The sequence below is a fragment of the Nocardia sp. NPDC004582 genome, from assembly GCF_053602115.1.
Genome location: NZ_JBSGCY010000002.1, coordinates 35,622 through 61,619 on the forward strand (window position 1 = coordinate 35,622; position 25,998 = coordinate 61,619).

Sequence of the window (25,998 nt, forward strand, 5' to 3'; positions counted from 1 at the left end):
CCGCGAGAGTGGCCTGGAGCACAGCGATAAGAATGGTCCAGCAATCCCGGATTCAATATCCCCCGAATGGGCACTGCCGCCGTGGCGACAGCCGATCCGACAGGCTGCCGAGTAGTGCGAAGCCCGGATGCCTCGTCGAGCAGAGGTGGACCCCTGGCAGTGCACCATGCACCGTTCGATGTCCTACCTCGGGTCACACTGTCGTGGATTGTCCAGCGCCCGTAACCCACACTGAGACGGCCGTCACACCAGCGGCCCGATGGAGCTCGTTCCGGCACTCGCCGCACGGCTGCCTTGGTTCGAGATCTCGACGAAATCGTACAGATAGTTCGCGAAAAGACATTTCGCGTTTCTTTGCATATGGAGTCGCTGGGATGGCAATGAAAGTTCGACTCCGATGAAGGAAACAGAATGCACGAGTGCTTACCGATCGGACGGCGGATCGCTGCCGTCCACGAATCGGATCCGAATATTCCGCTGAACGGGGTTGGGGGGCACCGGTGAGCGAGATCTTCGAACGCGCGGACAGCGCTCCGGACCAATCCGATGCGCACCTCGACCGCGGCCATCTCGGGCGCACGGCTCTGATATCACTCAGCCTGGCGTCGTTCATCCCGGCGGTGTCATTCGCCCTGGCGCCGTCCATGCTGTTCGGAGCCGCCGGCCCGGCCGCGTGGCAGTCGTCGTTGCTCGCCGTGGTGGTACTCGTATGCGTCGGCTGTTCGGTCGTCTATTTCGCCCGTCGATACGTGGCGACCGGCTCCCTCTACTCGTATGTCGGCCATGTCTTCGGGCCGTGGGCGCGCTACCTGACAGGCGCGGCTCTCGTGGGCGGGTACATCGTCGGAGTCGCCGGCCTGATCGGCGTCGTAGGGGTATTCATCGGTAGCTTCCTCCACTCGATGGGTGTGGCCTCGTCCATGACCTCGGGACCCCAGGTGATCGTGCTGGCCGCGACTGCCGTCATCGCGGCCGCGATCGCCTTCCGGGGTCTGGACACGTCGATCCGCATCGCCGTGGGACTGGCGGTCCTGTCGATTCCGCTGGTCGTCGTGATCGCGGTCGCCAGCGCCATGCATACCGGGCTCGATCTCGGCACCCAGTTCGACCTGGCGCACTTCAGCATCGCTGACACGCTCCGGGGAACCGCCATCGGAACGACGTTCCTGATGGGCTTCGAAAGCTGCGCGGCGATGGCCACCGAAACCCGAGACCCCCGACGAAACATCCCGATCGCTGTGATGGCCGTTCCGGTCATCGTCGGAGGCGCTCTGCCGCTGTTCACGATTCTTCAAGTGCCCGGCATCGTAGCCGCGTCCGACCAACTGGCAGCGGGTGCTTCCTCCCCCGCCGCCCTGGCCGATCAGGCCGGACTGGGTTCCTGGGTCGGCACGGTCAGCGATCTGGTGCTCGGCTTCGCCTCGTTCGCCTCGGCCATCGGATTCCTCAACTACGGAGCGCGTTTCGCGTTGACGCTCGCCGAAGACGGCCTACTGCCCACCTTCATCGCGCGTGTGCACCGGCGCCACAAGACTCCCTACATCGCGATCGCGGCGCTCGCGGGCGCCAGCTTCCTGTGGATCGCTGGAATGACGCTCTGGCAGGGAGACATCGTCTCCGCATACACACCCACTGCCACCCTGGTGGTCTACCTGTGGGTCATTCCGTACATCCTCATCGCAACCGGCGCGGTCGTATTGACAGTCCGTGCACGGCAATTCCGCCCGATCATGTGGCTTGCCGCCGTGGTCGCGGTCGTGGCCATGGCGGGTCTGATGATCGACGGAATCGACAGCCCCGAACCCGGTGCGGCCGGCTACATGGCTCAGGTGAGCCTGTGCATCATCGCGGCGCTGGTCGTCGTCTTCATGGCCACCAAACAACGACGACCGCAGAGCGCTCACGAGGCGACCGTGGAGCCGTCGGAGTCGCGGGAACAATGAGAACCATCGACAGTTCCGCGACACCGGGCCGCGTCGCGATCGTCGGCTGCGGGCTGATGGGGTCTGCGCTGGCACGGACCTTCGCCGCGAACGACCACATCGTGGCCGCTTGGAACCGCACACACAGCCGGGCCGAGGCGCTGGCCGACTACGGCGTGCGAGCCGAACGATCGATCGAGAAGGCTATCGGCACAGCGGACTTGGTCGTCGCCTGCACCACAACCTATGACGTGCTCACCGCGAGCATCGCAGGGTGCCCCGACTGGAGCGGAAAGACACTGGTCAATCTCACCTCCGGTACACCCGCCGAAGCCGAGACGATGCAGCGCTGGGTCGGCGACAGAGGCGGGAGTTATCTAGACGGGAGCATCGCGTCCTATCCGCAGGACATCGGCTCCTCCGACGCGGTGATCTGTTACTCCGGCCCCACCGCAACGTGGAACGAATGCCGACAGATCCTCGGGTGTCTGGCCGGAACAACGCGGCACATATCGGAACACGTGACCTCGGCGAACCTGATGCTGGCATGGTGGGGATCGTTCCTCACCTGCTGTCTCGCCGCCTATGTCGAATCCGCGGCCTACGCACACAGCGAGGGTGTATCCACCACGGAGTTGCGGGAATTGACCCCGCTCGTCTTCGATCTGCTCCACCACGCCCTCCCGGAGATCGCAACCGCGCTCGACACGGGCCGTCACGAAACAGACCAGGCCACGATCGACACGTTCCTCGATGGCACCCGCGCGGGCCTGGCCGTGATGAACGCCGCCGGCCATGACGCCCGACTACTCGGCGCCGCCCTCGAGAATCTCACTGCCGCAAGCGAAATCGGGCTCGGGAACCTCGGGCTCTCGGCGCAGGTAGCGGTACTCGGAAGACGGGGTGGCGACCGAACCCATCGCCACGCCACCCCGCGACCAACTCCCGATCACAAGGAATAGAGGAAGCGTGTCCAACCTGAGCCTGAACCTCACGGCGGCCGCGAGCCGACTCCCCGACCGCCGAGCGCTCATCAGCGGCTCCACGGCCATCACCTACGCCGAATTTCTCACCGCCTCCGCAAGAATGGCCACCTTGCTGGAAAGGATGGGCATCTCCCCTGGCGACCGAGTCGCCATCATGCTCCCCAATGGGACCGCCTTCGCCATCGCGTTCTACGGCATCTTGCGACGCGGTGCGATTGCGGTGCCGATCAATCCACTGTCGAAGAACCGAGAGGTCGAGTTCTATCTCACCAACACCGCGGCCACAGCCCTGTTCGCGACCTCGGCAGCCGCGGACGAGGCCGCCACGGGCGCCGCGGCCGCCGGAACGTCGGTCGTGTTCGTCGATGACGCGACGATCGGCGATCTGATCGACGGGCTCCCCGCCCAGGCCGCCCCCGTCGACCGCGCCGCGAACGATACGGCGGTCATCCTGCATACCTCCGGCACCACCGGGCGTCCGAAAGGCGCGGAACTGACCCACGGGGGACTCGGGCGCAACGCCGACGTCGTGGCCCGCATGCTCGCCGTGGACGCCGACGACGTCCTCATCGGCTGCCTGCCCCTGTTCCACGTCTTCGGCCTGACCTGCGGGCTCAATGCGGCGGTCCTGACCGGCGCGGCAGTCGCCTTGATCCCGCGTTTCGACGCTCATGCGGTGTTGGAGACGATCACGCGCGAGAAAGCGACCGTGTTCGAAGGAGTTCCGACAATGTACGCGGCATTGCTGGCGATCGCGGACAGCTTCCCGCCGGAGGCGGCCGCGTCCCTGCGGGTCTGTATGTCCGGCGGAGCGGCGTTGCCGGTGCAGGTTCTCTCCGACTTCGAACACGCTTTCGGCACAGTGATTTTGGAGGGCTACGGCCTGTCGGAGACCTCGCCCGTCGCATGCTTCAACCATCTCGGCCGGGTGCGCAAGCCCGGCTCGATCGGCACTCCGATCGAAGGCGTCGAGATGCGCATCGTCGATCCGGACGGCAACGCGCTTCCCGTCGGAGAGCCCGGGGAGATCCAGATCCGAGGGCACAACGTCATGAAGGGCTACTGGAACCTTCCGGACGCGACCGCGGCGGCGATCGACGACGACGGCTGGTTCGCCACCGGCGATATCGCCGAGACCGACGCCGATGGGTACTTCTGGATCATCGATCGGAAGAAGGACCTCATCATCCGCGGCGGCATCAATGTCTACCCCCGGGAGATCGAAGAAGTGCTCTACGAGCATCCCGCTGTCGCCGAGGCGGGCGTCATCGGTATCGCGCACACATTGCTCGGTGAGGAGATCGGGGCCGCTGTCGCCCTCAAAGCAGGTATGCACGCCGAGCCGGCGGAACTGCGCGACTTCGTCAAAGACCGTCTCGCCGCGTACAAATACCCGCGCACCGTGTGGATCGTCGATGCCTTGCCGAAGGGCCCGACCGGAAAGATCCTCCGACGCGAGATCACCGCGCCCGCGAACTCGGGCTCGTAGCTCGAGAACCCAGTCCCCCGACGCAGGTGTTGCGAAGCTGCGTCGGGGGCAGCGCTTTTGCGGTCGCCACAGCGGCGTACACCAAGAATCACTGTGCTCGGCAGCGGTCCGATGCACTCTGCACCTGTGACGCGCGACACGTTTCCGAATAGGCTGATCGTCCGAAGCAGGGTGTGGAAAGAAGGGGCGAACTTGGAAGAAGACCAGCGGCGACTGCCTTCACCACGGGTGCGCGAACTCTTCCGAACGGCGGCGACCAATATGCAGGAGCACGCGGCCGAGATCGCTCACCAAATGTGGGCCGCGGGCCAGCGAGGCTTGCGTGGGGGCGCCCTGGTCGAGGATCCGGTCCTCTCCGAGACCGATCGTCTGTTCACCCGATCCACACTGACCCATTGGCTTACCTCCAACATCGATGACCCCGGCTGCCACGTCGAGCCGAAAATGATCGCGGAAACCAGGCACTATGCGCGCGACCTGGCGCTTCGCGGATTGGATGTGAGCGATGTCGGGCCGTGGCGCGCCGCCCAGCATGTCGGCTGGTCGGCGTGGCTACGGTTCTGTTTCGACACCACCGACGACAAGGACGAGCTTCGCGAGCTGGTCGAATTGTCCGGCAACTCGCTGGGGGCTTTCATCGACGATTCGATGGCCGCCGTCGCGGCATATATCGAAGCCGCGAGGAGCGAGCTCGCCGAGGGACCGGAGATCGAGCGGCTGACAACGGTTCAACTACTCCTGCGAGGCGCTCCCATCGCACGCCCTCGGGCCGAGGCCCAGCTCGGCTACGCACTGACCGGCAACCACCTGGCGGCGATACTGTGGGCCGACTCCCACGATCGACTCGCCGGCCTCGAGGAAGCCGCTGAGCGAGTGATGCGCGCGGCGGGCGCCGCGGGCCGACTGACGCTCGTCGCGGGAACGGCGACGCTGTGGGTGTGGATGCCGGTGAGTTCCGCGCCACACCGAACGGACCTCGACCGGATCGTGGCGGACATTCCGCACGTTCGTATCGCGCTCGGACGCCCGGCACGCGACGTGCACGGCTTTCGCCGCAGTCACCTCGACGCGGCCGCGGCCCAGGGGCTGCTCACGCGCCTCCGGTCCGGGTGCCGAGCCGTCTGTTTCGAGGACGTACAGCTCATCTCCCTGCTCACGAACGATCTCGCGGAGGCACGGCAATTCGTCGCGGACACGCTCGGTGCACTGGCGACCGCCGACCACGTGCTGCGCGAGACCGCTCGCGTTTTCATCGCCGAGCAGTTCAACACTTCGAAGGCCGCCGATCGATTGTTCGCCCATCGCAACACGATCGACCGCCGCCTCGCCCGCGTGGATGAGCTGCTCCCGCGCCCACTCGCGCAGAATCCTGCCGCCGTGGACACCGCGTTGGCGCTGGTCGAGCTGCAGAAGGACGAGTGACCGCGGCCGCGGGTCGGCTGTCTCGGCGGAATCGCGGATGCTGGGCAAGAAGTCGGAAGGTCGGGCTGATTGTCAGCGCTGACCCGATAATGGCCGGGCGACGGGGTGAAATGCCGCCGCCCGGCCGGGTGCTCATCGGGTGAGCTCAGGCCATGGCCCGAACGATCGCCTCAGCGATGCGGCTGATGCCGTTCCGGCTGGTCGCGCTGAGCGCGGTGAGCGCGAGGTACCCGTGCACGAGACCTGGTTCCCTGATCAGCTGGGTCCGGACGCCGCTTTCGGTCAGTCTCGCGGCGTAGGCGAGGCCGTCGTCACGGAGCGGGTCGAAGCCTGCGACGGACACCAGCGCCGGAGGCAGGCCGGTCAGATCGTCGGCGAGCAGCGGTGAAACGCGCGGATCGGTGCGATCGACGTTCGACGGCAGATACTGGTCGGTGAACCACGCGATCTGCTTGGCGGTCAGCGCCGGCGACTCGGCGAACTCCTGGGCCGAAGGCCTGGATCCCGCGAGGTCGGTGACCGGATACATGAGCACCTGCAACACCGGTCGAGGATTGGAACCACGCAGCTGCTGCGCAAGAACCGCGGCGATATTCGCGCCCGCGCTGTCGCCCGCAACGACAATCCGGTCGGGCCGAATACCCCAGGCACCGGTCTGAGCAACCGCATAAGCCCACGCGATCATCGCGTCATCATGTGGTGCCGGAAATGGGTGTTCCGGTGCCAGACGATACTCGACCGAAAGGATGTCCATCCCCGTCTGCTGGGCGAGTAACCGCAGCGGGCCGTCGTAGGCGGAGGTACTACCGAGGACGAATCCGCCTCCATGGAAGAACACCACGAGCCCGCCGGTGGAGGCGCCCGCACGGTACCGAGTTGCCGAGAGACCTCCCGGCAACTCGAGCTGCTCCACCACTCGCATCGGCACGGGCCGTTCCCCGTAGATCCTGGCATCCTTCAACTCGGCCGCACGCGCCTCGCGAGGGCTGAGATCGCTGAAATCGGGAGCCTTCGCGACCGTAGACATGAGCATCGCGATCTCCGGGGCCATCCGCTCACCATCCGCGTTCACCGGAATCTCGACCAGACGGTTCAGCAACGACGCGGGAAGCCTGCAAACCCCGATCCCGAGGCCTCGCTGCACCCACTCGCCGAACGAGAGACGGGTCGTCACAGGTGTGGTGGTCATCGCACCTGCGCCTTTCCCACGGACTTGGTCGCGGACGCCGCCTGTCCGGTGCCCCGGTCGGTCGTTGCCGAGCTGAATCGCAGGTGGTCGTCGACGAGCTCACCCCCGAGCAGTCGCTTGTCAGCCTGATACGAGGTGAGCATCCGCCACGGCAGCCGGGTGCCCTGCTTGGGTAGTCCATCCGCGGTGCGGGTCACGTAGCCCGCCTTCAGATCGAGCAGCGGCTCGGTCGTCATCCCGGGTTCGGCTACCGGCAAGACTTTGTTGTAGCCGTGCGCGTCCATGTGCCGAATCAGCTGGATGACATACTGCGCGGTCAGACCCACCTTGAGAGTCCACGACGAGTACTTCGTGTAACCGATCGCGAAGGACCAGTTCGGCAGCCCGGACAGCAGCATTCCGCGGTAGGTGACGCAGTCGCCCACATCGACCATTTGCCCGTCGACGGTCTGCGTAATGCCTGCGAACATGCGCAAGTTGAGGCCGGTGGCGGTGACGATCACGTCCGCGGGAATCTCCTCGCCGGACGTCAGCCGGATTCCGGTCGTGGTGAATCGCTCGATCGTGTCGGTGACGACCGAAGCCCGACCCGCGGCGATCGCTTTGAAGAAGTCTCCGTCGGGGGTCATACACAACCGCTGATCCCACGGGTCATACGGCGGATTGAAATGAGTGTCGACGGCGTAGCCCGCGGGCAGCTCTTTTCGGGTCAGGCCGCGCATCAGCTTCCGCCCCGAGGCGGGGAACTTCAGCATGTAACCGACGAAGAGGTAGTCACGCCACACGTTCTTGAGCCGAGTAGCGGCGTATCCACGCTCCAAACCAAAGGTTCGATAGAGGAATTGGGCCACCTTGTCGACGCGCGGAAGCGTCATCACATAGCTGGGGGTGCGTTGCAGCATCGTAACGTGCTCCGCCGCACCGGAACCCGTCGTCATCGCCGGAACCATCGTGATGGCCGTCGCGCCGCTTCCGATCACGACGACCTTCTTGCCGGCGTAGTCATAGTTCTCGGGCCAGAACTGCGGGTGCAGGATATCGCCGGTAAAGTCCTCGCGCCCCTCGAAACTGGGCGTGTAGCCCTCGTCGTAGCGGTAGTAGCCGGTGGCGCCGTAGACCCAATTGGTCTTGATGGTCACGGTTTTCGTCTTCTGGCCCGGAACAGCGACCCGAACCCGAAGGGTCCACGCGCACTCGGCGCTGGACCAATCGGCCGACACCACGTGATGGTGATAGCGGACCAGCTCGTCGACGTGGTTCTCGGCGGCGGCCTCCTCGATGTATTCGCGAATCAGGTGCCCGTCCGCGATCGCGTGTTCGTGACTCCACGGCTTGAACTGGTAGCCATACGTGTGGAGTTCGGAGTCGGATCGGACACCCGGGTAGCGGAAGAGGTCCCAGGTACCACCCATTCGGCCGCGCCCCTCGAGGACAACGATCTTCTTGCCGGGAAACGCGTCCCGCAGGTAGCACGCCGATCCCACGCCGGAGACCCCGGCTCCGATGATGACGATGTCGGCGAACTCGGGAGGGGCAGTGGTGCCGGCCATGTGAACTCCTAATGTGATCTGAGAGGGCCGGTTCTCTGGCCCTCCCGTCATGCTGTGTCAGCGGGTATGACCCACACCACACACATCGGTTGTGTCCTGGACCGGGATTCGGTGCACTATGCACCAGCTCGCATCGCGCGCGTCCGCTCAGGCGTCGAGGGGTGGCCCGAGGGGAAGCATCACGTGCTTGGTGCGCGTGTAGTCATCGAGGGCATAGGTGGAGTTGTCGCGGCCGTAGCCCGACTTTCCGAAGCCCGCCCACGGCATTTCATTGGTGAAGCTGAGGTGGGTGTTGACCCACACCGAGCCGAAATCCAGGTCCTCGGTGAAGCGAAGCGCACGAGCCGGATCGTTGGTCCATACCGATGCCGCGAGCCCGTACTCGACCGCGTTGGCCTTGGCCAACGCTTCCGCGTCGGTGGCGAAGGTCTCCACCGAGATCACCGGGCCGAAGACCTCCTCGCGCGCCATTTCCGACCCGGACGCGATGTCGGCGAGGATTGTCGCCGGGTAGAAGAACCCGGGGCCCTCGGGCACCTCTCCGCCGAGAACCACTGTGGCCCCGTCCATTCGCGCCCGGTCCACCATGCCGGCGACGCGGTCGCGCTGGGTTGCGCTGATCAAGGGACCCAGCTCGAACTCGTCACCCGATGCGGCATTACCGCTGCGGAGTTCTCGCGCGGCCCCGGCGAGGGCCGCCAGGAGCCGGTCCCGCAGATCCTCATGGCAGATCACCCGGGTGGCCGCGCCACAGTCTTGGCCGCTGTTGCCGTAACCCACCATCACCAGCGTCTGGACCAGCTGGTCCAGATCGGCGTCCGGGAAGACCACGACCGGCGCCTTCCCCCCGAGCTCGAGGTGGACCCGCTTCACCGTTGTCGCCGCGCCCTGCGCGACCAGCCGGCCCGAGCGTGCGCTGCCGGTCAGCGCCATCATGTCGATATCGTGGTGGCGGCTCATGGCCTCGCCGACGGTCGCGCCGTCGCCCACCACGATGTTGAGCACGCCGTCGGGCAGGATGCCGGTCGCCAGGTCGGCGAGGATCAGTGTGCTCAGCGGCGTCAGTTCGGAGGGCTTGAGCACGACGGTGTTCCCCGCCGCGAGGGCCGGAGCGATCTTCCAGGCTGCCATCAGGAGGGGGAAGTTCCAGGGCGTGATGGCACCGACCACACCGACGGGTTCGCGCCGGATGTAGGAGAGCCGACCCTCGACGTATTGGCCCGGGGCCGGCGTCTGAGCCGTCCGCGCCGCGCCCGCCATGAACCGGAAACAGTCGGAGATCAACGGAATCTCGTATGCCGCATAAGCGTAGGCCTTACCGACATTGAGGGCTTCGAGTGCGGCCAGCAGCCCGGTGTGCTCGTCGATGGCGTCCGCGAACCGGAACAACAGCTCGGCGCGGGCGCCAGGAGTCATTCGCGCCCAAGGGATGAGCGCCGCACGGGCCGCGGCGACCGCGGCGTCGACGTCGGCCGCGGTGCCGTTCGCCGCGATCCCCAGCCGGGTGCCGGTGCCGGGACTGGTCACCTCGATCGTCCCGGTACCCGTACTCGCGGCGAAACCGCCACCGATGTAGTGGGCTGGTGCGAGGTCATCGATACGCCGCTGCGCCGCGGCCAGGATCTTCTCAGGGCTCATGTCGCGTTCCTTCAGTCGGAAGTGGGAGTTGGGATGTAGGTCGAGCCCAAGGCGAGGACCGGCGCGAGCAGGTCGTCGTCGAGCAGCTGGTCCGGGGTGGCCTCCGCGGAGGGCGTCCGGACCTGGCCGGGGTAGCCGACGGCCTTCCGCGCCTCGGGGGCCATGTAGTAGGTGCAGCTCAGGAAATAGAAAGCCGCTTCGGCGAGGTCCACGGGCCAGCTCGCGACCACCTCGGCCGAGAGCTCATCGACGTCGGCGGCCAGCTCGGCGGTCCGGATAAAGGCCTCCGACAACTCTGGATTGGCCTGGAGCGCACGGATCAGCAGCGCTCGGTAGCCGGGCAGTGCCGTCATTCGAGGCGACCGGGTGCTCCCCGGGAACCACAGATCGGCGAGGCGCGCCGCACCGGCGCGGCACTTGTCGTCGGGAAAATCGATCACAGCGGAGTCCTTTGGTCGGCAGCGGTCTCGATCAGGTGCTCGGCGGCACGCAACGCGAACGCCGTGATCGTCGGGGTGGGATTCACCGCGGAGGACGTCACGAACACGCTGCCGTCGAAGATGTAGAGGTTGGGTACGTCGTGCGAGCGCCCATAGCCGTCGACCACCGACGTGGTCGGATCATCGCCGCAGCGCGCGGTGCCGAGCAGGTGCCAACCGGTCTCGCCCCCGAAATCCACCCGCTTGGTGGAGATCGCGCCGGCCGCCCGGTGGACCTCCTCGATCCGGTCCAGATTCCAGTCCAGAGCGCGCTTGCTCTCCTCCGACATCCGGTACCGGATCTGCGGCGCCGGGATACCGTCACCGTCGACGAGATCAGGGTCGAGGAGCACCCTGTTCTCGAAGTCGGGCAGATCCTCGATCGATGCCGCGAGCTCGAACGACCGGCCGTACAGGCGCTCGACGAGTGCGTGCCCGGCCGGACCGCTCCGCTCGGCGAGCGGCAGCTCCGCGAACCGTTGCAACAAGCTCACCGGTCCCTGCAGCACGACCGCCGTCCACTTGGCCCCGCGGTGGAAGCCGCGACTGAGGTCGGTCTCCGCGAAGTGCATGGACCAGATCGGGTGGCTCTCCGGGCCCACCCACGGCTGGACGTCTTGCTCGTACTCGCCCAGCACCGTCGCCACCGGGTGCATCATCAGGTTGCGCCCGACGTAGCCGGAGGAATTCGCCAGCCCATCCGGGAACAGCGAGGACGTGGACAGCTGCAGCAGTCGGGGCGTACCGATCCCGTTGGCGCACACGATCACCACCGGCGCGGACGTGTGCTGCTCGATCCCCGCGCGGTCGATCCAGGTGGCTCCGGTCGCGAGACCCGTCGCGGAGACGGTGATCTCCCGGACTCGCGCCCCCACCACCAGATTGACACCCGCCGCCAGCGCACCGGGCCACATCGCCACGTCGAAGGACGCCTTCGCCCCCTCGGGGCAGCCACTCCCGCACGTCCCCCAGCGAGCGCACGCCCCGCGAGAGCCGACGCCTTGCGACAGGATCGCGGAGGTACCGGGCCACCAGCCGATGCCCAGCTTGTTCATGCCCTCGGCCGCGATCCGGCCGATGCGTCCGATCGGGAGCGGCGGCTGCGGGGGCACGTAGCCGGGCGGGTAAGCGATATTGCCGCCCAGGCCCGAGACGCCGATGATCTCGTCGACGGCGTCGTAGTAGGGCCGCAGATCTTCGTAGGTGATCGGCCAGTCGTCGGCGATGCCGTCCAGCGTGCGGACCCGGAAGTCGGACGGGATCATCCGGGGCCACTCCGCCCAGTACAGGACGCTGCTGCCGCCGACACCGTTGAACATGAACGGATGCACGTCGGAATCGGCGTCGTTGACGGGGTAGTCACTCGGCCGGCCGCGGTGGTTCGGGTTGGGGTTCCAGCGTCCGGCGACGAGCAGCTCACGTTCGAGTTTGTCGCTGGGGTAGTCGTAGACGTCGGGCCAGTCGCCCTGTTCCAGGACCGTCACCCGGAATCCGCTCTCGGCCAGCAGTCGGGCGGCGGTGACGCCGGACGGACCCGCGCCGATGATCAGCGCATCGATATCGTCGCTCCTGGCGTTCGGGACGGTCATGGTCATGAGCGCACCTCCTTGGGGATTTAAGTCGATCGGTTGTGTTTAAATACGGTCATGCCGAAGATCGTGGACCATCGCCAGCGGCGTGCCGAGATCGCCGACGCCGTGCTCGCGATCGTCGCCGAGGACGGCGTGTCCGGTGTGACCTTGCGCGACGTCGCGGAGCGCAGCGGCTGGTCAACCGGTGTGCTGAACCACTACGTCGGTGGACGAGACAATCTGCTGCAGTTGGCCTTTCGGCACGCCTTCTGGCTCTCCGGCCGTCGCCTGGCCGCGATCGCGGAGGACACCGGACTGGATCCGGTCGAGCGGCTGGTACGGATCCTGACCGCGCAGATACCGCTCGACGGGCCGTCGGTGGCCTTCAGCCGGATCACCCTGTTCTTCTATGCCGAGGCAGCGAGCTCCCCGGAGAAGCTGGGGCAGGAGATGGTCAACTACCTCGCGTCGTGGCGCTCGACCGTCCAGCGGCATGTACAGGCGGCGCTGGTCTCCCGCGACCTGCCCACGCCCAGGGCGCAGGAGATCGGTGACTACCTGGTGGCACTGATCGATGGCTACGGCAGCTACGCGGTCCTCGGTTCGAACCTCTGGAACGGCGGTGATCCCGCCGTCGCGCCGCCGGTCCGGACCTGGGTCGACTCCGCGCTCGCGATGAGCACGATCGACCCGGCGCAACACTGAGCCTCCGATATCACGGCTCACGCACCACTCAGCGGCCATAGGTGTACTCCTGAAGTCGATCCGCCGGGCCAATCCCCCGGCCCGGCAGCAATATTCGGCCTCCGGGACCGACCCGCGCCACACACATCTGAGGTGTTCACGGACGCCGTGTGGTGCACTGTGCACCCGTTATTCGGGTCCGTCGGCCCAGGCGTCGGTGGACTTCAACCACGCCCGGTCCTCGACCAGCTCACGACAGGTGCTCGCACGTGCCCATTCCTCGCTCGCGAGGAGCGCACGATGGAACGGGATCAGTGTCGGTATGCCCGTGAGGACTGTCTCGTCGAGAGCCTTGCGCATCGCGTCGGTCGCAGCGCGGCGGTCTTCGCCCCAGGTGATCACCTTGGCGATCATCGGGTCGTAGTAGGGGTGAACATGGTCTCCGCCGGTCACGCCGGTGTCGACTCGCACCCGGTCCCCCGCCGGGGCGACAAACCGCTCGATCCGGCCCGGGCCCGGGCGAAAGCCCTTGGCGGCGGACTCGGCATTGATCCGGCATTCGATCGCGTGGCCCCTGACCCGCACATCGGACTGGCTGAAGGTCAGGGGCTCGCCGGCGGCAATGCGGATCTGCTCCGCCACCAGATCGAGCCCGGTGACGAGTTCGGTGACCGGATGCTCGACTTGGATGCGGGTGTTCATCTCGAGGAAGTAGAAATCGTCGCCGACGAGCAGTCCCTCGACCGTGCCGAGAGAGTGGTAGCCGGCGGCTCGCGCGGCCCGCACCGCGATCTCGCCGAGCTGTCCGCGCTGGGTCTCGGTCAGGAGCGGGCAGGGCGCCTCCTCGACCAGCTTCTGGTGCCGGCGCTGCACCGAGCAGTCCCGCTCGAAGAGATGAACGGTATTGCCGTGCATGTCGGCGATGATCTGCACCTCGACATGGCGCGGGTCCTCGAGGTAGCGCTCCAGGTAGACGGTGGCATCGCCGAAGAAGCGTTCGCCTTCGCGCGCCGCACCCTCCACCGCGGCGGCGAGCTCGCCAGGGTCGCGGGCCACCCGGAAGCCTTTTCCGCCTCCTCCGCTGGCCGCCTTGGCGGCGACGGGATAGCCGATGGCATCCGCCATCGCGAAGGCTTCGGGGCCGGGGTGGATCGGCTCGGTGAATCCGGGAACGACGGGGACACCCGCGGCTGTCACGGTTTCCCGGGCCCGAATCTTCGATGACATCATCTCCATCGACTCCGGGCTCGGACCGATGAACACCACTCCGGCCGCGGCGCACGCGCGGGCGAACTCCGGATTCTCCGACAGCAGGCCATAGCCGGGATGGATGGCTTGGGCGCCGGTGGCCAGCGCGGCCTCGATGATGCGGTCGATCCGCAGATAGCTTTCCGTCACCGGGGCCGCACCGATGGGCACCCGCTCGTCGGCCATCCGGACATGCAGGCTGTTCGCATCGACGTCGGAGTGGACGGCGACGCTCGCTATGCCGAGACGCCGCAATGTGGTGATGACGCGCACGGCGATCTCTCCGCGGTTCGCGACGAGGACCTTGTCGAACACGAGCTCAGCCCTCCAGCGTGACGAGGAGGTCACCCTCGGAGACGGCGGTTCCGTCGGAGACGTGAATCTCCGCGATGACACCGTCGTTCTCGGCCTCGACGGGGATCTCCATCTTCATGGACTCGAGGATGAGCAGCACGTCGCCCTCGCTGACTCGGTCACCGGGCGCGACGATGACCTTCCACACGGTGGCCACGCATTCGGCCGCGATCTCGTTCATGGTTGATTCCTCTCCGATGGTGCGCATCGCACCTGATGGTTTCGGTCAGCTCCGGCGGCGGCCGTGACGTTCGGGGTGCAGCGCCGCCGCCAGCGCTCCCTGACCGGCTTCGAGGAAGGCCGCCACGACCTCGCGGGTCTCGCGCGGGTCGATCATGTGCTCGACCCCGAACGCCTCCACGGTTCGCCACGGATCCACGAGTGCGCCCATCCGGGCCTCGATCTCCGCGCGCATCCGATCGGGGTCCTGCGCGGCTTCGATCTCGCGCCGATAGGCGGCCTCCACACCGCCCTCGATCGGCAGGTCACCCCACTCGCCGCTGGGCCACGCCAGGCGCAACCCGAGACGGTCCGGATTCGAGGTCGCGGACACGGCCAGGCCGTAGGCCTTGCGAACCTGCACCGTGATGATCGGCACCGTCGCCTCCACGACCGACTGGATCGCGCGCACTCCCCATCGCATGACATTGGCCCGCTCGGCTTGCGGGCCGACCATGAAGCCCGGAACGTCGACGAAGTAGAGGACCGGGAGGTGGAAGGTGTTGCAGAGGTCGATCAGCCGCACCTGCTTCTCGGACGCGGCGGCGTCCATGGCTCCACCGAGGTGCTGCGGGTTGCTCGCGAGGACGCCGATCGGCATTCCGTCGATCCGGGCGAGGCCGGTGATCAGGCTCTTGCCCCACCGGGCGCCGATCTCGAAGAAGGACCCTTCGTCGACGACGGCTCGGACCACTTTGGTCGCACGATAGGCCTGCCGCCGGTTCTCCGGGATGATCTCGAGGAGTTCCGGCGCCCGGCGGTCGACGGGATCGTCACACGCGGTGCGCTGCGGCAGCTGCCAGACGTTCTGTGGCAGATAGCTCAGCACCGCGCGCATCTGCGCGATGGCGTCGTCTTCGTCTCGCGCCAGGTTGTCGATGGTGCCGGTGCCGGTCGCGACCGGTCCGCCACCCAGCTCATGCTTGTCGACGTCGACACCGAGAGCACGCCGCACCAACGGAGGACCCCCGGCGAAGATCACGGAGTCCTTGGTCATCACCGAGAAGTGGCTCGCCACCGCCCGCGCCGCGCTGCCGCCGACGGCCGCACCGCTCACCATGGTCAGGACCGGCACCTCCGCGAGCAGCTCGAAGGAACGAGTCCAGCTCAGGGAGCTGGTGAGGTAGGCGTGCCCCTTGTCCTCCTGGGCCGCGACGTCGCCGCCGATGCCCTCCACGAACATCAGCAGCGGGATCTTGTACTCGTGGGCGAGGTCTTCGACGAAGCCACCCATGCCGCCCTTCATGCGGTCGAGATAGCTCTGCGGAGCACCGGCGCGCACCGTGAAGTCCTCACCGCCGAGCGCCACCGGTCTGCCGTCCACTCTCGCCAGGCCGCACACGTAGCTCGAGGGAAGAGTGCCCACCATGTTGCCGAGCGCGTCGCGCTCCTCGAAGACGGCGAATTCGCCTATCTCACTGAAGCTTTCGGCGATGGCGGCGATCCGTTCGCGAATCGTGTACCTGCCCTGCTCCTGCTGGCGCGTCACCCGCCGCTCGCCGCCGAGCTCGCGAGCTCGTTGGCGGCGTTCGCCGAATTGGGCCAGAGCGTCAGGCCAGTTGAATCCACCGGGTGCGTTCATCGGGGCACTTCCATGACGTCGGGCGACGTGATGTCGCGGGAGAGCAGGTGCTTCTGGACCACGCCGGTCCCGGCACTGCGGACGAACTCCGAACCGTCGGTGACGGTCAGGTATCTCGGGATGGCGAACCGGGGCAGAACCGTGCGGCAGTGTTCGATGAACTCGTCGATCACGAGGGACTCGCCGTCGGGGACGACGAAGACCTTGATCTCGTCCTCGCCGCCGTGCTCATCACGCACCGCGATGGCGACACACTCACGAACACCACGGGCGGTGTTCAGGCTGTGTTCGAGCTCCCACACCGAGATGTTCTCGCCGCGCCGGCGAAAGCTGTCCGTCCGGCGTCCGTCGAAGTAGAGGAAGCCGTCGTCGTCGAGGTGTCCGGAATCGCCGGTGTGGAACCACACATTGCGCCACGCGGCGACCGTCGCTTCGGGCCGGCGCCAATATCCCAGGGCTGCCAGGTGCGGGCTGCGCGGGCGGTACAGGATCTCACCGGTTTCGCCCACCGGTAGGGGCCGGTCGTTCTCGTCCACCACTTGGACCTCGATCGCATCGTGGATGCGGCCCGCGGCGCCGCGGCGCCGCTGCTCGACGCTGTCCATGGCGATGCCGTCGCACTCGGTTTGACCGAAGAGCGTGAGCACGGGGATGCCGAGCCGGTCCTCGAAGGTTTCGTAGGCGATCCGCGGCACCGGAGCTCCGACCAGACGGGTCAGGGAATGCGAGCCCGGCTCGGGCAACTCGGCCTGAGCGAGCATCGAGAGCATCGACCCGACACCCGTTCCCCAGGTGGCTCCGAACCGGCGGATGTCGGCGAAGTACTCCGATACGGAGAAGCGGTCGCGGAAGGCCATCGAGCCGCCCGACTGCAAGCAGGCCGCGAGCTGGACGTGTCCATCGACGTGAAAGAACGGCAGCGGGAAGTAGCCGATGTCGTCGGCGCGCAGGCCGAGCCGATCGATCCAGATCCCGGCGAGATTGGAGAAGTACGCGCGCGCAAGCATCACGCCCTTGGACGGGCCCGTCGTTCCTGATGTGTAGAGGATGGTCGCGAGCTCCCCGGGACCGAATCCGCGCTGCACCGCGTCGAGTTCGTCCCGCATCGCCTGGCCGATCGGCGCTATCGCCAACGCGCTCATCGGAAGGACATTCCCGACGGCCGCGTCGCGGACCCGGTCCAGGAGACCGTCTTGACACGCGATCAGACAGGGATCGGAGTCGGTCAGGACATGGGCCAGCATCGGGCCGCGGAGCTCGACATTGACCGACACCTCGACCGCTCCGAGCCACCAGATGCCGAACATCCACACGACCCGGTCGATCGAGTTGCCGCTGACCAGTGCCACGCGGTCCCCCGCCGAGACACCGCGGCGGGCGAGCGCGGCCGCCACGCGGCGCGCTCGATCCGCCAGCTCACCGACGGAAAGAACCTCTCGGTGGGATCGCAGCAGCACGCGGTGTGGGTCCTCGTTCACCGCGCGCAGCAGGTCGTCAACCGAGCTGACGCGGTCGATCACAAGCGGGCCAGGCCTGCTGACGTCGTTCACGAACTGATCCCTTCGATCAACAGAGGGGTTTCTTATTTGAGACACTTGATATAAAACGGTACTGGAACATCCGCTGTCAATACCCCATGGAGATCGCCATGAGCTGGACGACGACCGTGCACCCGTGGTCCTACGACTTCGACTACCTGGGCCACCTGACCGCCGCCGTCTACCCCAAGGCCTTCGAACAGGCACGGATCGAATATCTGCGCGACCGCTGGCAGACCCGCAATCCCGCGTATGTCATTGCCGCGCACCGGATGCGGTACGTCAGGGAGATTCTCGAGACGGACGCTCCACTGCGGGTCGTCATCCGACCCGTGCGGGTGGGCCGATCGAGTATCGATCTGGCCGAACTGCTCCTCGACGCCGGCGGCACCGTGTGCAACCACTCCGAGGCGACGCTCGTGGCCTGGGACGTCGAGGCTCGCCGCGCACGGCGGCTCACCGTGAGCGAGCGTGCCGCACTCAGCGCCGACGTCGACGTCGACCCCGCAATCCCCCACCAATCCGCGGGGTCCTGTCCCCGCCGGCAAACAGGAGACTGAAATTCACCATGGCTGCTGAACGAACCACTGGAAAACGCGTCCTGGTCACGGGCGGCGCGGGCGAGATGGGTGCCCACGCCTGCCGAGTGCTGGCCGACGCCACCGAGATCGCCGAGGTCCTCATCGCGGACCGCAACGAGCAAGCCGCCAAGGCGCTGGCCGATGGGCTCGGTCCTCGGGCGACGCCGCTCGGACTGGACATCTCCGCCACGGACGAGCTTGTCGACGCGCTCGCCGACGTCGACATCGTGCTCAACACGGCGGGACCGTTCTACCGCTTCGGTCCGATGGTGCTGCGTGCCGCCATCGCGACGCACACGCACTACCTCGACATCTGCGACGACTTCGAGCCGACGCTCGAGATGCTCGAACTCGACGCCGAGGCCCGAGCGGCCGGCATCACCGCGGTGATCGGAGTCGGCGCGAGCCCGGGCATCAGCAACCTGCTCGGGGTCCTGGCCATGAACGAGTGCGACCAGGTGGAGACCATCTACACCTCGTGGCGCGCGTCCGGGTTCCAGCGCGCCGAAGTCGACACGAGTGTGCAGTCCACCGCGGCGATCGAGCATTGGGTCCACAACTGCACGGCGACGATCAAGGTGTGGCGCGACGGCGGCCTGGCCGACGGTCTGCCGCTGGAGGAGCGGACGATCAGCTACCCGGGTTGGGGCGAGGCGACGGTCTGGGTGTGTGGTCATCCGGAGCCGCTCACCCTGCCCCGGATCCGCGCTGGCGTACGGGAGTCGCTCAACCTCATGACATCTCGTCCGCGTTTGATGGACGCGGTGATCCGCACGGCCGGTCGAGTCCGCTCCGGTGAACTCGATGTGGCCGCGGCCGGCGCGGCCCTGGTACTCGAACCGAGCACGATGGGATCGGCGGCGGGTCCCGCGCCGACATTGCCGGTGCTCTTCGCGGTCGCGGAGGGAACCAGGAACGACAAGCGGATCCGGGTCGGCGCCCGGCCCCTGATCGTTCCCGATGACAGCATGGGCACCATGACCGGCATCCCGCTGGCGGTCGCGACTCTCATGGCCGCACGAGGCCAGGTCGACCGGCCGGGCGTCCACGGCCCCGAGGTCATCGACGCGCTCGCCTTCTTCGAGAATCTGGCCCGGTATGCGGGCTCCCCCGGCGAGGGTCGGACCGATGTCGTAGAGGTCGTCGTCGAGGAGATCACCGTCTGATCCACCACCTTGGGGATGGGCGGCTCCGGCCGCCCATTTCAGCGTCGGCGCGGAGATGGGGTGGCGCCGCTCGGCGGTGCCACCCCATCGGACCGTGGTCGAGAAGCGCGTCCGGGCCTACGCTCTGCCGGCCACCGGCTCATGGGAGACCTCGGCGGTCTTCACGCCGGCCGGAGCGGCGATTTCGGCCGCCGCTCGTTCGCCGGCGAGGACCGCGCCTTCCATGGAGCCGGGCCAGGCGGCGGAGGTCTCGGAGCCCGCGAAGTGGAGGCGCCCGGCCGGGGCCGCGTAGTCCGGCCCGCAGGTGGTGAGGAGTCCGGGTGACCAGATCGGAACGCACCCGGTCGTCCAGCGCTCATCGGTCCAGTTCATCTCGTGGTATTCGTCGGGATGCAGCGCCTCGTCTCCGAACGCGCGCGCCAAGCCCGCGAGCACGGCCTGACGCCGCTGGGCAGCATCGCCCGGCATCGGGTCCGGCAGATCGGCGCCGACCCCGCCGTCGCCTCGGGCGAATCCGACCAGGACGCCCTGTCGCTCGCCGGGTGGAGTGTCGTCGAAGGTCAGCATCAGCGGCGCGGTGTCGCTCATGGTCGCGCCGCTGAGTCCTTGACGGCGCCAGAAAGGTTCGGGATAGACCACGTGCACCTTGTAGGCGTGCGCCATCGCCAGCCGCTCGCCGAAGGTCCGCTGGGGCAGCGGGAGCTGGGGGTCCACGCGGATGGCGGCGCGGTCGGATGGACTCATGGCGATCACCACGTGGCGGGCATGATGGGTGCGGCCGGGGGTGTCGACCTCGACGCGGTCGTCGTACTGCCGGATCGCGAGGGTCGGAGCGTCGAGGACCAGGCGGTCTCCGAGGTCGGCCGCCATCCGCAGGCTCAGTTCGGCGGATCCGCCCGTGAAGGAGCGCTCCTCCCCGCCGGAGAGCGAGGCGAGAAGCGCCTCCACGCCACCGATCGAGCGCAGGTGCCGGAGGACGAACAGCAGCGACAGGTCGCCCGGTTGAGCCCCGAGGGTCAACGTGGCGATGATGGCCCACAGGGTGCGTGCCGTTCCGGTCATGGTGCTGCGGTCTACCCAGGACGCGAAGGTCAGGGTGTCCAGCCGAGCCGCCTCGGGCGTCGCGAGCGCGTCGGCGGCTGTGCTGCGCTTGCACAGGCGGCCCAGCCGGATCAGCGACTGCGCGAAGTCCGCCGAACCCAGCGGGTCCGCGGTCCACGGCATCGATCCGTTGAATTTCATTACGCGGCCACGACATTCGAACACCGCTTTGCCGTGCTCATGGTGGGGCCAGGTCGAGACGCCGAGCTCCTCACCCAACGCGATGAGGCGTTTGTACTCGGGGCCGACCAGCTGACCGCCCTCCTCCACGTACCGCCCGTTCTCGAGTTGGTGAACCTTCGTACGCCCGCCGACCCTGGAGCGTGCCTCGAGCACTCGCAGGGAAGTGATGCCCGCCTGGTCGAGGCGACGCGCCGCGACGAGCCCTGACAAACCGGCCCCTACCACGATCACGTCGACCGCGGCGTTCTCGCGTTCCATGAATTCCTCCTTGCGCCCGGACCAAATGTCGTAGCTCAGCTTCGTGACCGAGGTCACCTTCGCACTACCGCAACCCCCACCGGGCGCGGACCGCCGGCGGTGCACTATTCACCAGAAATCGCCGCCGGGAATCGACGCCGGCCCGCGTTGCCCGGTTGTCGCGATAACGGCTTTCGCACGCGAACCACACTGTGATCGGCGTCTCACTGTGCTTCGCGGAGTCTCGTTACGGTGTCGCGCGTGAAAGCAACCGACATGACAGGACCTCATCTGACCGGCAGTACCGCCATCGTCACCGGCGCATCACGGGGCATCGGACTGGCGATCGCACGAGCCATCGCGGCGGCGGGAGGCAACGTCGTAATGACCTCGCGCACACAGGAATCCGCTGCGGAGGCGGCGGCACTGGTGCAGGGCAACACCCTCGGTGTCGGCGCGCACGCGGCGGACGAAGACGCCGCTCGCCGCTGCGTCGACCTGACCTTGGAGCGGTTCGGCAGCATCGACATCCTGGTCAACAACGCGGGCACGAACCCCGCCTACGGACCGGTCATCGACCAGGACCGCGGGAGATTCGCGAAGACATTCGATGTGAACCTGTGGGCGCCGATCCTCTGGACCTCGCTGGTCACCCGCGCGTGGATGGGTGAACACGGCGGCGCGGTCGTCAACATCGCGTCCGTCGGCGGCCTGGTGGTCGAGGAGAACATCGGCCTGTACAACGCCTCGAAGGCCGCCCTGATCCACGTGACCAAGCAGCTGGCGCTGGAACTTTCGCCGAAGGTGCGGGTCAACGCCGTGGCGCCCGGTGTGGTCCGGACCAAACTGGCCGAGGCGCTCTGGAAGGAGCGGGAGCAGTCGCTGGCCGGGACCACCGCGCTCGACCGGATCGGCGAGCCCGCGGATATCGGTGCCGCCGTCGCGTTTCTGGCGTCCGACGCGGCGAGCTGGGTCACGGGCGAGACCATGGTGATCGACGGCGGGCAGCGACTCGGCGACGCCTCCCGGTTCCGCGGCGGGGTGTCGGTCGATGCCTGATATGCAGGAGGTCATCGGCGTCGACCCGGTCGCGATCGCCAGGTGGTTCACGACGCTCGGCATCGACTGGGCGGCACCACTGCGCTTCGACCGCATCGGCCTGGGCCAATCGAATCTGACCTATCTGGTCCGCGACGAGGCGGGCCGCCGATGGGTGCTGCGCAGGCCGCCGGTCGGTGAACTGCTGGCGTCCGCACACGACGTGGTGCGTGAGGCACGGATCATGTCCGCGCTCGAATCCACCCCGGTGCCGACGCCACGGATCCTTGGCGTGGCCGAGGATCCGGCGATTTCAGCGGGGCCTCTCGTCCTGATGGAGTACGTCAACGGGCAAGTGATCGACACCGTGGCGATCGCCGAATCCCTTACCCCGCAACGGCGCAGGGCGATCGCACAGTCGCTGCCACGAACACTGGCGAAGATTCACGCGGTGGACATCGCCGCCGCCGGACTGACGGATCTGGCGAGCCACAAGCCTTACGCGCTCCGTCAGCTCAAGCGCTGGAGCGGCCAGTGGGAGCGGTCGAAGACCCGGGAATTGCCCGGGCTGGAAGAGCTCACCCGCCGACTGGTCGCGGCCGTGCCCGAACAACGAGAGGTGACGTTGGTCCACGGCGACTTCCACCTGCGCAATGTCATCACCGAGCACACCACCGGCACGGTGACGGCCGTCGTGGACTGGGAGCTCTCCACACTCGGCGACCCGCTGGCCGATATGGGCAGTCTGCTCGCCTACTGGGTGGAGCCGGGCGAGAACACCGGCGGCGACTTCCCCGCGTACGCCCTCGACGGGTTCCCCAACCGGGCCGAGATCGCGCAGATCTATCTCGATCAGACCGGGCGCGACCCGGTGGCGCTGCGGTATTGGCACGTCCTCGGCCTGTGGAAGGTGGCGATCATCGCGGAAGGGGTACTGCGGCGAGCGATGGACACGCCGCAGAACCGAGCCGTCGCGGGCACACCCACCATCGAGCGGATCGACGCGATGGTGCGGCTGGCGCTCGACCTCGCCGACGAAGCCGGAATCTGACCGAGAAGGCGGGTCGTTCCCGACCCTGAGCACAAGGACAGCCATGAGAGAAGCAGTCATCGTCTCGACCGCGCGCACCCCGATCGGGAAGGCGTATCGCGGCGCGTTCAACAATACGACCGGTCAAGAGCTTGCGGCACACGCGATTTCGCATGCGGTACGCCGCGCCGGCCTCGACGGCGGTGAGGTGGAGGACGTCGTCCTCGGCTGTGCGATGCAGCAGGGCTCCACCGGCACCAATGTCGCCCGGCAGGCGCTGATCCGCGCCGGACTTCCCGACACGGTATCCGGCATGACCATCGACCGGCAGTGTTCCTCGGGCCTGATGGCGATCGCCACCGCGGCGAAACAGATCGTCTCCGACGGCATGCAGATCGTCGTCGGCGGTGGCGTCGAATCGATCTCGCTGGTGCAGAACGAACACGCGAATTCCCACCGCACCGCCGACCCGTGGTTGGTGGAACACAAACCGTCCATCTATCTGCCGATGCTGCACACCGCGGAGATCGTGGCACAGCGATACCGCGTGAGCAGGGAACGCCAGGACGAGTTCGCCTTGCTATCCCAGCAGCGCACCGCGGCGGCGCAGGACGCGGGCCGCTTCGACGCGGAGATCGTGCCGCTGACCTCCGTGCGGCAGATCGCGGACAAAGCAACCGGCGAAATCGTCGAGGAGCGGATGACTCTCGTTCGCGACGAGGGCAACCGGCCGGCGACCACCCTGGACAGCCTGGCCGGTCTGCGCACGGCGCTCGCCGACGGCGTGGTCACCGCCGAGGCGACGGTCACCGCGGGCAACGCTTCCCAGCTCTCCGCCGGCGCATCGGCGTCGGTGCTGATGGAGGCTGGTGAGGCCTCCCGCCGCGGACTCGATCCGCTCGGGGCGTACCGGGGCATGGCTGTCGCGGGATGCGGTCCGGAGGAGATGGGCATCGGTCCGGTATTCGCGATCCCGAAACTGCTCGCGGCCAACGGCCTCACCATCGACGACATCGGATTGTGGGAACTCAACGAGGCGTTCGCTTCGCAGGCCGTGTACTGCCGCGACCAGCTCGGCATCGACCCGGACCGGCTCAATGTCGACGGCGGCGGCATCTCGATCGGCCACCCCTACGGCATGACCGGAGCGCGGCTGGTCGGCCATGCCCTGATCGAGGGCCGGCGCCGCGGTGTCCGATACGTGGTGATCACCATGTGCATCGGCGGCGGCATGGGTGCTGCCGGACTGTTCGAAGTCGCCTGATCCCCCGTATTCGCAAGACAGACTGCGCCGAGCGGTTGCCGAAAGGTGTACGGGCGCAAGGAATCAGCGCGGGGTCGGTCGGCATGGAAGGCCATTCGTCAGCGCCGCCACAGTGGTCGCTCAGAGTCCGGAACGGCCGGCCGACTCCCCGCTCGGCCAACCGGTGTCGTGACGTAGGTCGGAGTCGAACCGACGTGGTTCCTGAGTGAGAATCAGGCTGCCCATCCCGACAGAGCAACTACGCCATGCGTCCGGCCGGATGGAGGCGCTTCGGCGGACCTCGCGGAAGACGGAGAACTCGAATCCCAAGCCCTGAGGCTCAACACCGCTAGCAACGGGTTCCGGCGACCCTGACCGATGATCGGCAACGAGCCGTTCCAGCAACCCCCGCCTCGAGCATCTGCTTCCTGGTGATCGTGATGACCGTGTGCGCCGGATCGCGAGATCGCAGCGGCGTAGCGGGAAACCGAGCGCGGTGGCGGGTGTGGCGGTAGGGTCGCGACGTCGGATGAGGAGGTCGCATGAGAGCGATTGCCGTAGTTGCGCTGTCCCTTGCTGTGCCGCTGCTGGCGGCTTGCAACCCCGACGGCGAGACGAAGTCGAGTCCGGCGGCGCCGACGTCGGCCTCGGCGGATGCGGTGCACTGTGACGCGAAAGCGTGGCCGATCCCGATGCCGGATCTTCGGGGGCAGCGCCTCGACGCGGCGCGTGCCGGTGACGCGGCGTGTTTCCTGATCGCCTCGGCTACCGCGCCCGACGGCCGCAATGTCATCGACGCTCAGGACAACTCGGCATGGGTCGTGAAGGAGCAGTCGCCCGACCCTGGCGCGCTGGTCGCCGAGAAGCAGCCGATCACTGTGACGGTCAAGTCGGCCGGCGCGAAATAGGGCCTCACCCACCTGACTCTCCGGACACCGATCCCCCACTAGGCGAACGCTGCCCGGTTTGCCAGATAAGCCAGGGTTGTGGGGACGGATTGTGCCAAAGCGTTGCTGAAAGGTGTACAGGCGCAGGGAATCAGCGCAGGGTCGGTCGGCATGAAAGGCCATGTTCTGCGATTGCTATGTCGTAGCGTTTCCGTTTTTGCCGCTGCCACCATCGGGGCGGTCGTGATGTCCGGCTGCGGACCGGCGTCGTCGCCGGGCGGTACCACCACCGGGCCGGTGACCACCGTGTTGGCGAGCACGACCCGGGCGGTGCCCAGTAGCACCACACCGGCGGCGTCGACCACGACCACCGCCGCGGAGATTCCGCCGCCCAGCGCCTCGGCGGAACCCGCGCCGCCCGCGCCTGTTCCGTTCGTGGCCCCTGCGCCGCAACCCACTGTGGCTCCACCGCCTGCCGCCGCTCCCGCACCCGCACCCGCACCTCAGACGACCAATGCTCCGTCGGTGTACTACGGCAGTTGCGCTGAGGCCAAGCGGGCGGGAGCCGCGCCGCTTCACCGGGGTGATCCCGGCTATCGTTCTGCGCTCGATCGTGATGGTGACGGGATCGCCTGCGAGAGATAGGTTTCGGGATCGGGCG

The 25,998-nt window shown here is 67.3% G+C and carries 23 protein-coding genes and 1 tRNA gene; 12 read left to right on the plus strand and 12 right to left on the minus strand.

The annotated features are described in order from the left end of the window. Positions 1-500 precede the first annotated feature (500 nt). The 4 genes from ACWELJ_RS00905 (at position 501) to ACWELJ_RS00920 (ending at position 5,819) form a co-directional block, all read left to right on the plus strand. Entirely contained in the window at positions 501-1,943 is a 1,443-nt protein-coding gene (locus ACWELJ_RS00905; RefSeq protein WP_452364111.1) for an APC family permease, read from the plus strand. After that, positions 1,940-2,884 (plus strand): NAD(P)-dependent oxidoreductase, encoded by a 945-nt coding sequence (locus ACWELJ_RS00910; RefSeq protein WP_452364112.1) that lies wholly within the window; start codon positions 1,940-1,942, stop codon positions 2,882-2,884. Before ACWELJ_RS00905 ends, ACWELJ_RS00910 begins: the two co-directional genes overlap by 4 nt. 7 nt (positions 2,885-2,891) lie before the next feature. After that, entirely contained in the window at positions 2,892-4,397 is a 1,506-nt protein-coding gene (locus ACWELJ_RS00915) for a long-chain-fatty-acid--CoA ligase (RefSeq protein WP_452364199.1), read from the plus strand. 126 nt (positions 4,398-4,523) lie between these two features. Continuing rightward, on the plus strand, positions 4,524-5,819 hold the full coding sequence (locus ACWELJ_RS00920) for a PucR family transcriptional regulator (RefSeq protein ID WP_452364113.1): 1,296 nt from the start codon (positions 4,524-4,526) through the stop codon (positions 5,817-5,819). 145 nt (positions 5,820-5,964) lie between these two features. Here the strand turns inward: ACWELJ_RS00920 and ACWELJ_RS00925 are convergent, their stop codons facing one another. From ACWELJ_RS00925 to ACWELJ_RS00945, 5 genes are all read right to left on the minus strand, one after another. Further along, positions 5,965-7,008, minus strand: a complete 1,044-nt coding sequence (locus tag ACWELJ_RS00925) for an alpha/beta hydrolase (protein ID WP_452364114.1) — start codon at positions 7,006-7,008, stop codon at positions 5,965-5,967. Further along, positions 7,005-8,558: a flavin-containing monooxygenase gene (locus tag ACWELJ_RS00930; protein ID WP_452364115.1), complete on the minus strand. Its 1,554-nt coding sequence runs from the start codon at positions 8,556-8,558 to the stop codon at positions 7,005-7,007. Before ACWELJ_RS00930 ends, ACWELJ_RS00925 begins: the two co-directional genes overlap by 4 nt. 147 nt (positions 8,559-8,705) lie before the next feature. After that, a complete protein-coding gene (locus tag ACWELJ_RS00935; protein ID WP_452364116.1) occupies positions 8,706-10,196 on the minus strand; it encodes an aldehyde dehydrogenase family protein in 1,491 nt (496 codons plus the stop codon). Positions 10,197-10,207: 11 nt separating this feature from the next. After that, on the minus strand, positions 10,208-10,636 hold the full coding sequence (locus ACWELJ_RS00940; RefSeq protein ID WP_452364117.1) for a hypothetical protein: 429 nt from the start codon (positions 10,634-10,636) through the stop codon (positions 10,208-10,210). Next, on the minus strand, positions 10,633-12,270 hold the full coding sequence (locus ACWELJ_RS00945; RefSeq protein WP_452364118.1) for a GMC oxidoreductase: 1,638 nt from the start codon (positions 12,268-12,270) through the stop codon (positions 10,633-10,635). The genes ACWELJ_RS00940 and ACWELJ_RS00945 overlap by 4 nt, the downstream gene beginning before the upstream one ends. Before the next feature lie 51 nt (positions 12,271-12,321). On the opposite strand from ACWELJ_RS00945, the gene ACWELJ_RS00950 reads away from it, so the two are divergent. Continuing rightward, on the plus strand, positions 12,322-12,951 hold the full coding sequence (locus tag ACWELJ_RS00950) for a TetR/AcrR family transcriptional regulator (protein WP_452364119.1): 630 nt from the start codon (positions 12,322-12,324) through the stop codon (positions 12,949-12,951). 168 nt (positions 12,952-13,119) lie between these two features. Here ACWELJ_RS00950 and ACWELJ_RS00955 read toward each other — a convergent pair whose 3' ends face one another. Genes ACWELJ_RS00955 through ACWELJ_RS00970 form a run of 4 tightly spaced genes read right to left on the minus strand, consistent with a single transcriptional unit; the run spans position 13,120 to position 17,883 of the window. Then, positions 13,120-14,493, minus strand: a complete 1,374-nt coding sequence (locus ACWELJ_RS00955; RefSeq protein ID WP_452364120.1) for an acetyl-CoA carboxylase biotin carboxylase subunit — start codon at positions 14,491-14,493, stop codon at positions 13,120-13,122. Between the two features lie 4 nt (positions 14,494-14,497). Beyond that, positions 14,498-14,713 (minus strand): biotin/lipoyl-binding carrier protein, encoded by a 216-nt coding sequence (locus ACWELJ_RS00960; RefSeq protein WP_452364121.1) that lies wholly within the window; start codon positions 14,711-14,713, stop codon positions 14,498-14,500. Positions 14,714-14,758: 45 nt separating this feature from the next. Beyond that, a complete protein-coding gene (locus tag ACWELJ_RS00965) occupies positions 14,759-16,333 on the minus strand; it encodes an acyl-CoA carboxylase subunit beta (protein WP_452364122.1) in 1,575 nt (524 codons plus the stop codon). Next, positions 16,330-17,883 carry an AMP-binding protein gene (locus ACWELJ_RS00970; RefSeq protein WP_452364123.1) on the minus strand — a complete coding sequence of 518 codons (1,554 nt, stop codon included), beginning with the start codon at positions 17,881-17,883 and terminating at the stop codon, positions 16,330-16,332. Before ACWELJ_RS00970 ends, ACWELJ_RS00965 begins: the two co-directional genes overlap by 4 nt. Before the next feature lie 98 nt (positions 17,884-17,981). On the opposite strand from ACWELJ_RS00970, the gene ACWELJ_RS00975 reads away from it, so the two are divergent. Together ACWELJ_RS00975 and ACWELJ_RS00980 are read left to right on the plus strand one after the other, a co-directional pair. After that, entirely contained in the window at positions 17,982-18,431 is a 450-nt protein-coding gene (locus ACWELJ_RS00975) for an acyl-CoA thioesterase (protein ID WP_452364124.1), read from the plus strand. Between the two features lie 8 nt (positions 18,432-18,439). Beyond that, positions 18,440-19,618 carry a saccharopine dehydrogenase NADP-binding domain-containing protein gene (locus ACWELJ_RS00980; RefSeq protein WP_452364125.1) on the plus strand — a complete coding sequence of 393 codons (1,179 nt, stop codon included), beginning with the start codon at positions 18,440-18,442 and terminating at the stop codon, positions 19,616-19,618. A gap of 117 nt (positions 19,619-19,735) precedes the next feature. Here the strand turns inward: ACWELJ_RS00980 and ACWELJ_RS00985 are convergent, their stop codons facing one another. Continuing rightward, positions 19,736-21,160 (minus strand): flavin monoamine oxidase family protein, encoded by a 1,425-nt coding sequence (locus ACWELJ_RS00985; protein ID WP_452364126.1) that lies wholly within the window; start codon positions 21,158-21,160, stop codon positions 19,736-19,738. Between the two features lie 255 nt (positions 21,161-21,415). Here ACWELJ_RS00985 and ACWELJ_RS00990 point away from each other — a divergent pair, with 255 nt between their 5' ends. The 3 genes from ACWELJ_RS00990 to ACWELJ_RS01000 are packed head-to-tail and all read left to right on the plus strand — an operon-like array spanning position 21,416 to position 24,471. After that, positions 21,416-22,198, plus strand: a complete 783-nt coding sequence (locus tag ACWELJ_RS00990; RefSeq protein ID WP_452364127.1) for an SDR family oxidoreductase — start codon at positions 21,416-21,418, stop codon at positions 22,196-22,198. A gap of 1 nt (position 22,199) precedes the next feature. Then, complete coding sequence (locus tag ACWELJ_RS00995; protein WP_452364200.1) at positions 22,200-23,228, plus strand: phosphotransferase family protein; 1,029 nt, start codon at positions 22,200-22,202, stop codon at positions 23,226-23,228. A gap of 43 nt (positions 23,229-23,271) precedes the next feature. Then, entirely contained in the window at positions 23,272-24,471 is a 1,200-nt protein-coding gene (locus tag ACWELJ_RS01000) for an acetyl-CoA C-acyltransferase (protein WP_452364128.1), read from the plus strand. A gap of 169 nt (positions 24,472-24,640) precedes the next feature. On the opposite strand, the gene ACWELJ_RS01005 is transcribed toward ACWELJ_RS01000, so the two are convergent. After that, a tRNA-Glu gene (locus tag ACWELJ_RS01005) sits at positions 24,641-24,716 on the minus strand. Between the two features lie 276 nt (positions 24,717-24,992). Between ACWELJ_RS01005 and ACWELJ_RS01010 the strand changes: the two genes are divergently transcribed. Beyond that, positions 24,993-25,358: a PASTA domain-containing protein gene (locus tag ACWELJ_RS01010; protein WP_452364129.1), complete on the plus strand. Its 366-nt coding sequence runs from the start codon at positions 24,993-24,995 to the stop codon at positions 25,356-25,358. A 38-nt stretch (positions 25,359-25,396) separates the two neighbouring features. On the opposite strand, the gene ACWELJ_RS01015 is transcribed toward ACWELJ_RS01010, so the two are convergent. Then, positions 25,397-25,795, minus strand: a complete 399-nt coding sequence (locus ACWELJ_RS01015) for a hypothetical protein (protein ID WP_452364130.1) — start codon at positions 25,793-25,795, stop codon at positions 25,397-25,399. 67 nt (positions 25,796-25,862) lie between these two features. On the opposite strand from ACWELJ_RS01015, the gene ACWELJ_RS01020 reads away from it, so the two are divergent. Further along, the gene (locus ACWELJ_RS01020; RefSeq protein ID WP_452364131.1) at positions 25,863-25,982 is read left to right on the plus strand and encodes an excalibur calcium-binding domain-containing protein; all 120 of its coding nucleotides are present in this window, start codon (positions 25,863-25,865) and stop codon (positions 25,980-25,982) included. The last annotated feature ends 16 nt before the right edge of the window (positions 25,983-25,998 follow it).

What these genes read in the sequence shown, in the direction of transcription:
- ACWELJ_RS00975 (WP_452364124.1), top strand. Translation starts at nt 17,982, where the DNA reads ATGAGCTGGACGACGACCGTGCACCCGTGGTCCTACGACTTCGACTAC.
- ACWELJ_RS00980 (WP_452364125.1), top strand. Translation starts at nt 18,440, where the DNA reads ATGGCTGCTGAACGAACCACTGGAAAACGCGTCCTGGTCACGGGCGGC.
- ACWELJ_RS01010 (WP_452364129.1), top strand. Translation starts at nt 24,993, where the DNA reads ATGAGAGCGATTGCCGTAGTTGCGCTGTCCCTTGCTGTGCCGCTGCTG.
- ACWELJ_RS00945 (WP_452364118.1), bottom strand. Translation starts at nt 12,270, where the DNA reads ATGACCATGACCGTCCCGAACGCCAGGAGCGACGATATCGATGCGCTG.
- ACWELJ_RS01000 (WP_452364128.1), top strand. Translation starts at nt 23,272, where the DNA reads ATGAGAGAAGCAGTCATCGTCTCGACCGCGCGCACCCCGATCGGGAAG.
- ACWELJ_RS00985 (WP_452364126.1), bottom strand. Translation starts at nt 21,160, where the DNA reads ATGGAACGCGAGAACGCCGCGGTCGACGTGATCGTGGTAGGGGCCGGT.
- ACWELJ_RS00930 (WP_452364115.1), bottom strand. Translation starts at nt 8,558, where the DNA reads ATGGCCGGCACCACTGCCCCTCCCGAGTTCGCCGACATCGTCATCATC.
- ACWELJ_RS00910 (WP_452364112.1), top strand. Translation starts at nt 1,940, where the DNA reads ATGAGAACCATCGACAGTTCCGCGACACCGGGCCGCGTCGCGATCGTC.
- ACWELJ_RS00990 (WP_452364127.1), top strand. Translation starts at nt 21,416, where the DNA reads ATGACAGGACCTCATCTGACCGGCAGTACCGCCATCGTCACCGGCGCA.
- ACWELJ_RS00935 (WP_452364116.1), bottom strand. Translation starts at nt 10,196, where the DNA reads ATGAGCCCTGAGAAGATCCTGGCCGCGGCGCAGCGGCGTATCGATGAC.
- ACWELJ_RS00965 (WP_452364122.1), bottom strand. Translation starts at nt 16,333, where the DNA reads ATGAACGCACCCGGTGGATTCAACTGGCCTGACGCTCTGGCCCAATTC.
- ACWELJ_RS00995 (WP_452364200.1), top strand. Translation starts at nt 22,200, where the DNA reads ATGCAGGAGGTCATCGGCGTCGACCCGGTCGCGATCGCCAGGTGGTTC.
- ACWELJ_RS00925 (WP_452364114.1), bottom strand. Translation starts at nt 7,008, where the DNA reads ATGACCACCACACCTGTGACGACCCGTCTCTCGTTCGGCGAGTGGGTG.
- ACWELJ_RS00960 (WP_452364121.1), bottom strand. Translation starts at nt 14,713, where the DNA reads ATGAACGAGATCGCGGCCGAATGCGTGGCCACCGTGTGGAAGGTCATC.
- ACWELJ_RS00950 (WP_452364119.1), top strand. Translation starts at nt 12,322, where the DNA reads ATGCCGAAGATCGTGGACCATCGCCAGCGGCGTGCCGAGATCGCCGAC.